Source organism: Erythrobacter sp. SN021, assembly GCF_021864455.1.
On sequence record NZ_JAKKUW010000005.1, the window covers coordinates 245,628 to 258,186 of the forward strand.

Genomic DNA, 12,559 nt, shown 5'->3' on the forward strand with positions numbered 1-12,559 from the left:
CCCCCGAGGCGGGGCAAGGGGACACGTCCCTGCGGCCCTCACCCTAGCGTCGTGGTGCGCAGATAGGGTTTGATCGTCTCGAACCCTTGCGGGAATTTCTCGCGCGCCTCTTCATCGCTGACCGAAGGCGGGATGATCACGTCCTCGCCGGGCTTCCAGTTGGCGGGCGTGGCGATCCCCGCCCGATCACCGGTCTGGAGGCTGTCGACGACCCGCAGGATCTCATCGAAATTGCGCCCGACGCTCATAGGATAGGTCATCGTCAGACGGATCTTGTTCTGCGGATCGATGATGAAGACGGAGCGAACAGCAGCCGTCTCGCTCTCGTCCGGATGAATCATGTCGTAAAGCCGGGCGATCTTCAGATCGGGATCGGCAACGATCGGGAAACGAAGCGTTACGCCCTGCGTTTCGTCGACGTCCTTTACCCACTTGCAATGTTCCTCGACCGTATCGGTCGACAGTCCGAGAGGCTTCACGTTGCGCTGTTCGAATTTTTCGGCAAGCTTCGCGGTCATGCCCATTTCCGTGGTGCAGACGGGGGTGAAATCTGCGGGATGGCTGAAGAAGAACACCCAGCTATCGCCCGACCAGCTATGCAGCTCGATCTCGCCAGCGGTGGTGGCTGCGGCAAAGTTCGGCGCGGTATCGCCAATGTGAAGAGACATGGGAAAAGTCCTCTCTGGTAACAGGAACAGGGTTCTAGCGACGGCGGCCGGGGCCTCGCCCGGCCTGCCCGCCGCGGGCGACACAACGCTCGAAAGCGGGAAGGTGACGTTCGCGAGATGCCCGCTGAAGATTGCTCAGGACCGCTCGCACCCCTTGGTCCCGAATGGTCGGGAGGAGGCGGTCGTAAAGCGCGATATTCTCGATCTCGGCAGAAACGCCCTGCTCGCAGGCCGCCAGCAATGTCGGCGGTGCCGGGATCGAGCCGAGATAGGGATTGGCCGGATCATAGCCGATACCGAGCCGGTCCATTTCCGCCTTCACCCGGGCAGCGTGGCGCCGTTCCGCGTCGATGATCCTGATAAAGGGACGCACTTCGCCAAAGGTTTCGATGACCGCAGCATAGGTCGCTTCGGCCCGATATTCATCGTCGAGCGCCATACGCAATGCCTTGGCGTCGGCGTCGGTGGTGTCCGAGGCATTCACAAGCGTGCCGCCGAAGACCATCGCCAGGCCAGACATCAGGATCGGCAGAAGGTAACTGGAACCGGACATATCGGCCTCCTTTCGCTGCATAGCCTTACCTCACCCACACCCTGCCGAGAAGGTTTATTTATCATTTAATGTAATCGAATTTGCAATCGGTGATGAGTGACGCGCAACTCGCCTTTTCACGAGCTTCCGGAGGGGTTCTTGCCCCTCTCAAATACGATTTTTCCATAAATGAACTTTGCGCGGGGTTGCGTCACCAGCGTTTTTCCCCGGACCGGAGCACGTTCGGTCAGATAAGGCCGCGCGCCAGATAGTGATCGTGCGGTTCGGGCGGTGCACCATCGTCTGATGCCAATTTTTCGAAAGCGCGCGATTGGGAAAGGAAGACTTGGCCGTTCAGCTCTTCGAGGAAATGCGACCGCTGCAGCCGGTCCATCACCGGCCCCTTCACCTCCGACAGGTGGAGACCGATGCCGCCATCGCCCAGCCGGTGGTTGATTGCTTCCAGGCTTTCCAGGCCCGAGGCATCGATGGCATTGACCGCGCTGCACATCAGGATCACGTGACGCACGGCGGGCCGCTCGGCCACTTCCTCGAGGACATATTCCTCCAGCCAGCGGGCATTGAGATAGGTCAGCGCCTCATCGATACGGATCGAAAGCACATGCGGCACGGTGAAGACCTCGTGCCGCTCGACATTGCGGAAATGCTCGGTCTCCGGAACCCGCCCGACGATTGCGGCGTGCGGGCGGCTGGCGCGCCAGAGATACAACAGCAGGCCCACGACCACGCCCGCGATCACGCCCATCTCGACACCGGCGATCAACGTAATGGCGATCGTGGCGACATGCGCGGCGAAATCCGCTTTCGAATAGCGCCACAGGCGGCCGGGTGTCTTGAGGTCGACCAGGCTGAGCACGGCAACGATGATGGTTGCCGCCAGCGTGGCGATAGGCAGGCTAAACAACAGCGGCGTGAGGAACAGCGTGGCGAGCGCAATGCCCACAGCGGTATAGGCGCCCGCGGCAGGGGTTTGCGCACCGGCATCGAAATTGACTGCGGAGCGGGCGAAACCGCCCGTCACCGGATAGCCACCGGAAAACGCGCTGGCGACATTGGCCGCACCCAGGCCGATCAGTTCCTGATCCGGTGAAATGCGCTGGCGGCGCTTGGCGGCCAGCGTCTGCGCTACCGAAACGCTTTCGACGAAGCCGATGATCGAAATCAGCAGCGCGGGGACCCACAATTGCTCGATCAGCGCCAGGTCGGTCGATGGCACTGCGAAGGGTGGCAGGCCCTGTGGGATCGCGCCGACAATGTTGACGCCCTTATCTTGCAGATCGAAAGCGATCGCGGCCAGAATCGTCAGCGCGACCGCAACCACCGGGCCGGCCTTGGCCGTCATATCCGCCGCCCGTTCAGGCAGGCCCACTTTCTGCAGCGCCGGCTTGGCGCCCTTGCGAACCCAGAACAGGAACATGGTCGCCGGGATGCCGATGGCCAGCGTCCAGCCATTCGTCTCATCTATGGATGCCGCAAGCGAGCCGAGCATGTCCGGCCAGTTGTCGCCTCCCGCTGTCACCCCGAGAATGTGCTTGAGCTGACTGGTCGCGATGAGAATGCCGGATGCGGTTATAAACCCGCTGATTACCGGATGCGAGAGGAGGTTGGCGAGAAAGCCCGCCCTCAGAATACCGAGGATCGCCAGCATCACCCCCGAAAGCATGGCGAGCGTGATCGCCGCCTCCAGATATTGCGCTGTGCCTTGTTCCGCGATCGCACCCGCGGCCGACGCGGTCATCAGCGAGATCACGGCCACCGGCCCCACCGCCAGCGTGCGGCTGGTCCCGAACACGGCATAAAGCACCAGCGGCAGGATCGAGGCATAGAGCCCCACCACCGGCGGCAGGCCCGCCAGCAGCGCATAGGCCAGGCTTTGCGGGATCAGCATGATGGTGACGATCACGGCCGCCATCAGATCGTCCGTCAGGACGTTCCGGTTGTATGTCCGGCCCCATTCGAGGATCGGCAGGTAGCGCGAAAACACCGGAAGCGTCCTTTCCTACTGCGCGATCATATTGCCGGGACCGGCAAGCCATTCGCGCCCCTTGAGCATGCCGTTCCAATAGATCCAGGGCAGTGCATCGGCCTTGAGCATCCAGGACAGGCGCTGCGCCTTGGTTCCATCGATCAGCCAGGTCGGGAAGCTTGGGGCGAGCTTGCCGCCATAGGCGAATTCGGCGAGGACGATTTTCCCGCGCTCGACCGTCAGCGGGCAGGATCCATAGCCATCATATCCCGCCTTCGGCCCCCGCCCGGCAAGCTGTTGCAGCACATTCACCGCGACGACCGGCGCCTGTTTTCGCGCCGCGGCCGCCGTTTTGGCATTGGGCATGGATCCACCATCGCCAAGTCCGAAGACATTGTCGTAGCGGTTATGGCGCAAGGTATGCTGATCGACGTCGGTGAAACCGCTTTCGGCCGCCAGAGGGCTGTCGGCCAGAAACTGGGGCGCAACCTGTGGCGGAACGACATGAAGCATATCGAAATCGCGAGTCACCTCGCCGTCTTCGGTCTTGAAAACGGCCTGCTGCGCCGGGCCGTCGACGGACACCAGATTGTGGCCCAGCCGGAGCCCGATATCGTATTTCTCGACATAGCTCATCAGCGCGGGAACATAATCGGGAACGCCGAACAGCACCCCGCCCGCATTGCAGAACTCGACATCGATCCGGTCGAGCATGCCTTCACGGCGCCAATGGTCGCAGGAAAGATACATCGCCTTCTGCGGCGCACCCGCGCATTTGATCGGCATGGGTGGCTGCGTGAAGATGGCCCGGCCCGAGGTGATGCTCTGAACCAGTTCCCACGTATAGGGAGCCAGATCGTACCGGTAGTTGGAGGTGACGCCGTTCTTGCCCAGCGTGTCCTCGAGACCGGCAATCTTCTCCCACGCCAGCCGAATACCTGGGGCGACGACAAGGACCTCGTAGCGCAGGGTGGAGCCGTCCTCGAGCGTCACCTGATTATCGTCCGGCTGGAAGGATTTGGCCGCCGCCCTGATCCATTCGACGCCGCGCGGCATCACGCTGGCCATCGGTCGCCGCGTGACTTCGGGTTCGAAGATCCCGCCGCCAACCATCGTCCAGCCCGGTTGATAGGCATGGGTATCGGCCGGCTCGACAATCGCGATGTCGAGACCGGGGCGGCGTTTGAGCAGCGAGGCGGCCGTCGCGATGCCTGCCGCGCCCCCGCCGATCACGACGACTGTATGCGATTTGGAAATCTGTCTTCTCCCGAATGCGTCAGCCGAGCGTGTCGCGTAGAGTGCCGAGGTCGTACCCGGCGGAGGCGGCGCGCTTCAGCCGCTTGTCGCGGTCGATGCCATCCGGGTTGGCCAGCGTCTCGAGCGTGATCGAGCGCGTGCCGGTACGGCAATAGGCAAGCACAGGCCCATCGGTCCCGCGCCGAACCGCGCGAAAGGCCGCGATTGCCGCATCGGGAAACGCGCCGCCCGAAACCGGAATATGGTGGAATGCGATTCCCGCCGCCTGCGCGGCTTCGCGCATTGCATCGACGCTTGGCTGCGTCTCTTCCTCGCCATCGGGCCGGTTACAGATCAGAGTGGCGAATCCACGTTCTTTCAAGGCGTGCATATCCGCGAGTTGAATTTGCGGCGCCACGGCGAAGCCTGGCGAAACTTCTCGAATATCCATCATCCATTCCCTTCCATCAGGCGCACCAGGAACATGCCCGCAAGCATGGCGACCACGAAGATCGCCGCCGACGCAGGCTCGATCACGAGCGCCGCGACACCCGGCCCGGGGCACAGGCCCGCGATACCCCAGCCGATCCCGAACAGCGCCGATCCGCCGATCAGGCGCGCGGTCAGGTCGCTGCGGTCCGGCAGGGCGAATTTTTCCGCGAAGAATGGGTGCGCCATGCGTGGTTGGAAGCGCCAGGCGATGGCCATGACGATCACCGCACCGCCCATCACGAAAGCGAGCGTGGGATCCCAATCGCCGAACAGGTCGAGGAAGCCGCGCACCCGGGCGGGATTGGTCATTCCGCCCAGTGCAAGGCCTGCCCCGAACAGCGTTCCCGAGAGCAGCGGGGGGAGCAGACGCCGGATCATGGCAGCACCTCCAGTCCCGCCATGTTCATCACCGCGACCGTGGCAATGCCGAACGCCATAAAGGTGAGCGTCGCGACGACCGAGCGCTGCGAGAAGCGGCTGACACCGCAGACGCCGTGGCCACTGGTGCAGCCGCTGCCAAGGCGCGTCCCCACGCCCACCACGAGCCCTGCGACAGCGAGATAGAGAGGGCTGGCGAAGCTGGCATCGATCCCCCCCGTTGCCATGGCAACGACCAGCGCCCCCAGCGGCAAGCCGATCAGGAACATCCAGGCGCTCGATCTGGACATGCCGCTGTCGCCGATGCCGGTCGCGCGCGCAGCTATGCCGGACACGCCGGCAATGCGGCCTGCGCCAAGCAACATCAGCGCCGCTGCCAGTCCGATCAGTATGCCGCCGACCAAGCCGGCAAGCGGCGCCGCTTCGGGAAAACCGGGCAGCATCATACCGCGTTCACCGGGATCTTGATGTAGCTGACGCCATTATCCTCGGGCTCGGGCAGGCGCCCGCCGCGAATATTCACCTGCACCGACGGCATGATGAGGTTGGGCATCGCCAGCGTCTTGTCACGCGTGGTACGCATCTCGACGAACTCGTCCTCGCTCACGCCGTCCTTTACATGGACGTTTTCGCGGCGCTGCTGGCCGACGGTCGTCTCCCAGGCATATTCATCGCGCCCCGGCGCCTTGTAATCGTGGCACAGGAACAGGCGCGTATCTTCCGGAAGCGAGAGCAGCCGCCGGATCGAACGGAACAATTCGCGTGCATCGCCGCCGGGAAAATCCGCCCGCGCGGTCCCGAAATCCGGCATGAAGATCGTATCGCCGACGAACGCCGCGTCACCGATAATGAAGGCCATGTCCGCGGGCGTGTGCCCCGGCACGTGGAGAGCGATGCCCTCGATTTCGCCGAGATCGAATTTTTCCCCGTCGGTAAAGAGGTGATCGAATTGCGATCCGTCGCGTTCGAAATCTGTTCCGGCATTGAAAAGCTTGCCGAACACTTCCTGCACCCGGATGATCTCGGCGCCGATAGCCAGCTTACCGCCCAGCTTTTCCTGCAGATAGGGCGCAGCCGAAATATGATCGGCATGGGCATGCGTTTCGATCAGCCACGTCACTTTCAGATTATGGGAATTGACGTATTCGACGATCCGGTCCGCAGACCCGTATGACGTGCGTCCGGCAGCAGCCTCGTAATCGAGCACCGAATCGATGATCGCAGCCTCGCACGTGGCGGGATCATGCACCACGTAGCTGACCGTATTCGTCGCTTCGTCGAAAAAGCCCGCGATCGAGGGCCGCAGGGCCTTTTCATCCTGAGCGCGCCCGATCTGCTCCGCCGCCGCCTGCAACGCCACGTCATGCCCAACCATGTCAAAAACTCCTTTGATTACGTAAAGTGTGTATATGTATTGCTTTCTGTGTGTCAAGTGCTAAGGGTCTGGCGATGGATATGGGCGAAAAGTACGAAGGCGCTCCCCGAGGCCTGAGAATCGGCGACACCGCACCCGATTTCGAGGCGCGGAGCACGATAGGACCGGTCAAGCTGACCAACTTCAGGAAGCGATGGCTGATCCTGTTTTCGCACCCTGCGGATTTCACGCCGGTCTGCACGACCGAATTCGTCGCGCTCGCCCGGCAGGCCGACGATTTCGAGAAACGCGATTGCGCGCTCATGGCGCTTTCCGTCGACAGCCTGTTTTCGCACTTCGCCTGGCTGCGCATGATCCGCGACCGCTTCGATGTCGAAATACGGTTTCCCATCGTGGAGGACCCTACGCTGGTGATCGGCGAAGCCTACGGAATGGTCTCGCCGCAGGATAGCGACAGCGCGACGGTGCGATCGACCTATTTCATCGATCCCACCGGCGTCATCCGGGCGATGACCTGCTATCCGGCCAATATGGGCCGCTCAATTCCGGAAATGCTGCGCATGCTCGATGGACTTCAGGCGATCGATGCGGAAAATGCGCTTGCGCCTGCCAATTGGACCCTGGGCGAGCCTCTGCTCACGCCGCCGACCCAGAATCTGGACGAGGTCTTCGCGGCAAAGGATCAAACCGCATGGTTCCTGCGTGAAGCCAGCAGGGGCAAGCGCAAATGATGGACGAGGCACCTATCGAGGAACTGAAGGCCATCGCCCATCCGCTACGGTTCCGGGTCGTCCAGATATTGAGAGCCGGGGAACTCAATGTCGGCGAAATCGAAAAGGCGTCCGGCATCGGCCAGCCTGCGCTTTCGCAGCAGCTCGGCGTCTTGCGCAAAGCGGAGCTCGTCGAAACCCGCAAGGATGCCAAGCTGGTCTATTACAGCCTGAACGAGGACCGCCTCTCGCAACTTGGTGCATCGATTTCCGGAACCGACATGGCCGCATCGGCAAAGCGCCCGCATGTCCGCACACCATCGCCCGGAGTAGCGAATTTCGCGCGGTTGTCGTGAAAGGGTTCTAGCGATATGGGCGGCAGCGCGAAGATGCCCGATATATCTTGATCGAGACCGCGCAGGATAGACGATACCCTCCCGTGTTGCCGCCCCTCTCTCTCCCGACGCGCATTCGTCGCACCTCCGCCATGCGCCCCGGCATCTTTCTCGCGCTGCTTCTGGCCGCGCTGGGGATGAATGCGATCGTCCCGGCGGGCCATATGGTCGCGCCCTCGACGACGCATTTCGTCACTATCGATCCCTGCCCGGAAACGAACGCGCTCTACCGCGCGCTCGCATCCGCCAAAATTCACGAACCGGCAGCCCCCAATGCGCTCGATCATGCCGCGATGGGGCACCACACGCCGCCCCTAGATGACGAGCAACCGGCTTCAACGGCCTCCAAGGCCGACTGTGCATTCTCCGCCCTGGCCTTCGCCGGAATGCTTCCGGAAAAACCGGCGGAGTTCGCAAGTGCACCAGGCGGCATCGGGCCGGATGCTCGTCCTCTCCCGACCCTCGCCCTTGCTCCGGTCCGCCATTTGCGACCGCCGCTGCGCGCGCCGCCACGGATTCCTGACCCGGTTACAATTTTTCGCGCGTAGCCCGGCAGCATGCCGCGGCGCGCCCGCGCGCACACCAAACAAACGAGATCACCATGTTTTTGAACGCCCTTTGCAGGGCGAGCTTGCTCGCATCCTGCGCCCTGTTTCCCACCCATTCCGTCTCGGCCGAGAACGAGAACGCCGCCGATGGCGCCGATCCGGTTCTGACCGACACGATTACGGTTACAGCACCGCGCCGCAATGGCGAGACGGAAGACGTCGTCGCACCGCCCCAGCAAGTCGCCCTGCCGCCCGATGCCGCAGCGATTGCGGCACGGACGCCGGGCGGTTTTCTCGTGGGGAACGGCGCGCTATCCGGCCAGCTTTCCTATCGCGGCCTCTCCGGACAGCGGGTTCTCGGCCGCGTAAATGGCCAGCGCTTCGCCACCGGCGGCCCGAATGCGATGGACCCGCCGCTGCATTACGCGCCATCCATACTCCTCGACCGGATAGAGATCGCGCGCGGTGTGGCTCCGGTCTCGCAAGGCCCATCGCTGGCCGGCGCGATCGATGCCCGGTTGGTGGAGACGCAATTCACCGGCGGATCGGCGCTCGCCCCCCAGGCGCGGTTTGCAAGCCAATACCGCAGCGCCGATGACAGTTATGCCCTTGGCGGCTTGATCGGCCTTGCCAACGAACGCTGGCGCTTCGGTGTGATCGCCAGCAAGGAAGAAGGGGACGATTACAGCTTTGCCGACGGCACGGTCGGTGGCTCCTCCTTCGAACGAACCCTCTACGGTGCCCATGCCGGCTTCCGTGCCGGGCCGGGCGAACTCTTCATCGAATATCGCCGCAGCGAAACCGACCCAACCGGCAATCCGCCCTTCGCGCTCGACATAGTGTTCTTCGATACCGATTTCGTTCAGGGCGGATTTCGCGGCGAAATCGCAGAGAACGTCAACCTCGACCTGCGGCTCGGCCATGTCGCGGTGCGGCACCTGATGGACAATCAGACGATCCGCCAACCCGCCGCTTCGCCAATGCGCGCTCGCGCAACCTTTGCCGATGCCGATACCACCACAGCCGAGGGCTCGGTGCGCTTCGGCACGGATCGGGATTATATCCAAATCGGCGCGGATGCGGAACTGACCGACAAGTTCGTAAACATCACCAATCCAACCAATTCCGCTTTCTTCATCGAAGCGCAGCCCAACTTCCGCAGCGAGAGGCTTGGCGCATTCGCGCAGTGGCGCGGCGATATCGGAGGCGTGGAGTTCGAGCTGGGCGGCCGGATCGATCGCACCGAACACTCGGCGGGAGTGCCGCAGCTCGGTAGCGCGGTGCCAATGGGTCCGCGAGCGCTCGCTGCGGCCTTCGCCGCGGCCGATCGAACCGCGTCGGATACCACGGTAGACGGCGTAATGCGTGCCTGGCTACCGCTTGGGGCCGTCACCCCGCGTGTAACTCTGGCGCGTAAAGAGCGGGTGCCCAGTCTGCTTGAACGATTGGGGTGGCTGCCGACACAAGCGAGCTATGGCTTGGCGGACGGAAATATCTATGTCGGCAATCCGAGCATCGAACCCGAAACCGCGTGGATTGCCGAGGTCGGCCTGGACCTTGAAACCGGCGCATTTTCGTTCCGACCGAGCGTGTTTTACCGCCGGGTCGACGACTTCATCCAAGGCATGCCGTATGACGACAGTGTCGGTGTGATCGATAGTCCGGTCGAGATGATTGCAGCCATGAATGGCGATCCCACGCCCCTTACCTTCGGGAATGTGGACGCCGAATTGTACGGCGCCGATCTCGATTTCAGCTTTCGCCCGGTCGAGAGGTTCGAGATTTCCGGTGTCGCGAGCTTTGTCAGGGGCAAGCGCCGCGACATAGGCGACGATCTCTATCGAATTGCCCCGGCCAATTTGCTGCTATCTGCAGCCTATCTCGGAGACCGGCTGTCCTTCGGAGCGGAGCTCATGGCAGCGGCGAGTCAGGACCGCGTCTCGGCATCGAACGATGAGCAGCCGAGCGACAGCTACGCCGTCGTTGGGCTGTTCGCCCGCTATGCGGTCGGTTCCGATCTGCGGATCGAAGCGGGCGTGGAAAACCTGTTCGACGAGGACTACCAGCCCCACCTCGCCGGCCGCAGCCGTGTCGGCGCATCCGACGTTCCGCTGGGCGAGCGTCTGCCAGGCCCCGGCCGTGGCGCCTGGGTACGGCTCACCACGCAGTTTTGAACCGTGTGTGACGACCGGAGCGGCCGGATATGGCTGTCCCGGTCGTTACCGAGCGAATGTCCGACTTCGTTGCAGCGGTGTCAGCGATCTCGGCCCGTCACGCCGAGCCAATAGAACTCGAACCTGGTCGTACCCGATGCGAAATAGCTTCGGTGGGCGAGATATTCGGGCGTTTTCTGGACGCGGGCAAAACCCTCGCGGTCGGCCCATTCGACGAAGGTGATCTGCCCGGGAGCTACCTCGGCGTTCGCGTTGGTCTCGAGCGTGGGGTTGCGCATCTTGTAGATGAAACGCCCGCCCTCGCGCTCGACCGCCGGCTCGATCCCCTCGAGATAGCGCCTGTAGTCGCCGGGATTTGCGGGATCGAACCACGCGACGACGATCGAATAATCCTTGTTCGGATCGAGTATCAATGTCGTATCTTCCTCCACGAGATCGTCGAAGATCTTGAGTTCGCTCCAGCCATCGGACCGCCGAGCCCGGATCTCGGGCAGATCCGGGCGGTCGAGAAAGGCCTGTGCATTCGCCGCGCTGGGCCAGGAGAAGAAGATGAAGGCGCCGGGATCGAATTCGCCGACCACCTTCTGCTCGACATCGAGCTGACCAAGGCGCCTGAAACCGTAATTTTCGGCGATGGGGATGACATCGCGGTAATAGTCCCGTCGGGCCTCGAGCCCCCCTTCGCGGGCTTCGGGCGCGATCACCTGCAGCACCTCGCCCTTGCGCAACTCGACTGTGACGGGCGCGGGATCGCCTTGCGCGGCGGCGGGCTGTGCCATTGCGACAAAGGAGCTGGTCAGGCACAGGGCGGCTACGGACGCCGCGCTTCTCGAAAGGGCAAGGAATGGCATGGGTATTCTCCAGCAGATGCGATCAATTTGCACCATAATCGGGCGTAACACGGCGGTCTCGGCTAGTATTTGCGCATATGTGGTGCAAAAATGAGCCAATGGAGAATTGGGACGACTACCGCCTTCTGCTGGCGCTGGCGCGATCGGGCAGCATGCGAAGCGCCGCCGAAATGCTGCGCACAACGCATACCACCGTCTCGCGGCGCTTGGCTGGGCTGGAGGCGCGTCGCGGTAAGCTGTTCGATCGGGCGCCGGGCCGGTATCTGCCCACTCCGCTGGGAGAGCAGCTGGTGGAGATCGCGGAGCGGATGGAACAGCTATCCTTCCAAGCGATCCGGCGTCAGAACGCTGCGGGCGAGGCGATTTCGGGCGTCGTCACGTTATCGCTGCCCGAAGCGATCGCGCAGTATCTGTTGCTGGACGATCTATTCGAACTGACTGCACGGCATCCGGCAATCGACCTGCGGGTCGATACCACGTCACGGTTCGTCGATCTCGACAAGTCGGAAGCGGACATTGTGGTGCGCGGAGCACAGAAACCGCCCGATCACCTCGTCGGGCGCAGGGCTTGCGCGCTACACGTCACTTACTATGCGGACCGCACTTATCTGGAACGAACCCCGCAAGAATCACTGCAATGGATCGCGCCCCTCGATCCGGGAATGTGGCCCGACTGGCTGGATACATCCCCTTTTCCCCACGCGCCTATCGGGCTTCGGATCGCCGACATCACTGCCCGCCACCGCGCTTTGTGCCAAGGCTTCGGCTTGGGTCGGGGAGCGTGTTTCATGGCCGACCCGGAGCCGAATCTGGTGAGACTGACCGAGGAGAAGCCAGTCAGGCAGCAGGACATCTGGGTGCTTGCGCATCCCGATCTCAGGCATACGCCACGAATTCGGGCTGTCGCCGATTTTGTTTACGATGCGCTCGCGGCCAAAGCCGACCTGGTGACAGGCAAGCGCGCCCCGACATGATCCGCATCCACCCAGTCGGCCTCGGCACGATCTACAGGTTCGAACCTATCGAGTTACAGGAACGCTCCCATCCCTCGCGTCATCACGCGAACTATGGGGAAACTTACAGCTAGATCAGCTTCGTTAGGTTTTCGGTTTTGCGGTTTGTTGTTGTGTGTTGATTTGTGTTTGGTTGCGGGGGTTGGATTTGAACCAACGACCTTCAGGTTATGAGCCTGACGAGCTACCGGACTGCTCCA

The 12,559-nt window shown here is 62.6% G+C and carries 14 protein-coding genes; 5 read left to right on the forward strand and 9 right to left on the reverse strand.

Features of this window, described 5'->3' with window-relative positions; genetic code table 11:
- Positions 1-38 precede the first annotated feature (38 nt).
- The 8 genes from L5849_RS12770 to L5849_RS12805 all read right to left on the reverse strand — a co-directional run bounded on the left by L5849_RS12770 (position 39) and on the right by L5849_RS12805 (position 6,668).
- Positions 39-668: a peroxiredoxin gene (locus L5849_RS12770; RefSeq protein ID WP_236925896.1), complete on the reverse strand. Its 630-nt coding sequence runs from the start codon at positions 666-668 to the stop codon at positions 39-41.
- Positions 669-702: 34 nt separating this feature from the next.
- Positions 703-1,221, reverse strand: a complete 519-nt coding sequence (locus L5849_RS12775) for a DUF2202 domain-containing protein (RefSeq protein WP_236925897.1) — start codon at positions 1,219-1,221, stop codon at positions 703-705.
- A 226-nt stretch (positions 1,222-1,447) separates the two neighbouring features.
- Entirely contained in the window at positions 1,448-3,205 is a 1,758-nt protein-coding gene (locus L5849_RS12780; protein ID WP_236925898.1) for a sulfate permease, read from the reverse strand.
- Positions 3,206-3,220: 15 nt separating this feature from the next.
- A complete protein-coding gene (locus L5849_RS12785) occupies positions 3,221-4,420 on the reverse strand; it encodes an FAD/NAD(P)-binding oxidoreductase (RefSeq protein ID WP_236925899.1) in 1,200 nt (399 codons plus the stop codon).
- Between the two features lie 43 nt (positions 4,421-4,463).
- Positions 4,464-4,874 carry a TIGR01244 family sulfur transferase gene (locus tag L5849_RS12790; protein WP_236925900.1) on the reverse strand — a complete coding sequence of 137 codons (411 nt, stop codon included), beginning with the start codon at positions 4,872-4,874 and terminating at the stop codon, positions 4,464-4,466.
- On the reverse strand, positions 4,874-5,293 hold the full coding sequence (locus tag L5849_RS12795) for a DUF6691 family protein (protein ID WP_115415206.1): 420 nt from the start codon (positions 5,291-5,293) through the stop codon (positions 4,874-4,876). The genes L5849_RS12790 and L5849_RS12795 overlap by 1 nt, the downstream gene beginning before the upstream one ends.
- Positions 5,290-5,739, reverse strand: coding sequence for a YeeE/YedE family protein (locus L5849_RS12800; RefSeq protein WP_236925901.1), 450 nt, complete (start codon positions 5,737-5,739; stop codon positions 5,290-5,292). The genes L5849_RS12795 and L5849_RS12800 overlap by 4 nt, the downstream gene beginning before the upstream one ends.
- Entirely contained in the window at positions 5,736-6,668 is a 933-nt protein-coding gene (locus L5849_RS12805) for an MBL fold metallo-hydrolase (RefSeq protein ID WP_236925902.1), read from the reverse strand. Before L5849_RS12805 ends, L5849_RS12800 begins: the two co-directional genes overlap by 4 nt.
- Before the next feature lie 74 nt (positions 6,669-6,742).
- Between L5849_RS12805 and L5849_RS12810 the strand changes: the two genes are divergently transcribed.
- The 4 genes from L5849_RS12810 to L5849_RS12825 all read left to right on the forward strand — a co-directional run bounded on the left by L5849_RS12810 (position 6,743) and on the right by L5849_RS12825 (position 10,495).
- On the forward strand, positions 6,743-7,399 hold the full coding sequence (locus L5849_RS12810; RefSeq protein ID WP_115415209.1) for a peroxiredoxin: 657 nt from the start codon (positions 6,743-6,745) through the stop codon (positions 7,397-7,399).
- A complete protein-coding gene (locus tag L5849_RS12815) occupies positions 7,399-7,734 on the forward strand; it encodes a metalloregulator ArsR/SmtB family transcription factor (protein ID WP_115415210.1) in 336 nt (111 codons plus the stop codon). Before L5849_RS12810 ends, L5849_RS12815 begins: the two co-directional genes overlap by 1 nt.
- 131 nt (positions 7,735-7,865) lie before the next feature.
- A complete protein-coding gene (locus tag L5849_RS12820) occupies positions 7,866-8,321 on the forward strand; it encodes a hypothetical protein (RefSeq protein WP_236925903.1) in 456 nt (151 codons plus the stop codon).
- A 53-nt stretch (positions 8,322-8,374) separates the two neighbouring features.
- Positions 8,375-10,495, forward strand: coding sequence for a TonB-dependent receptor (locus L5849_RS12825; RefSeq protein WP_236925904.1), 2,121 nt, complete (start codon positions 8,375-8,377; stop codon positions 10,493-10,495).
- A gap of 80 nt (positions 10,496-10,575) precedes the next feature.
- On the opposite strand, the gene L5849_RS12830 is transcribed toward L5849_RS12825, so the two are convergent.
- Positions 10,576-11,346 (reverse strand): hypothetical protein, encoded by a 771-nt coding sequence (locus L5849_RS12830; protein ID WP_115415213.1) that lies wholly within the window; start codon positions 11,344-11,346, stop codon positions 10,576-10,578.
- 98 nt (positions 11,347-11,444) lie between these two features.
- On the opposite strand from L5849_RS12830, the gene L5849_RS12835 reads away from it, so the two are divergent.
- Entirely contained in the window at positions 11,445-12,320 is an 876-nt protein-coding gene (locus tag L5849_RS12835; RefSeq protein WP_236925905.1) for a LysR family transcriptional regulator, read from the forward strand.
- The last annotated feature ends 239 nt before the right edge of the window (positions 12,321-12,559 follow it).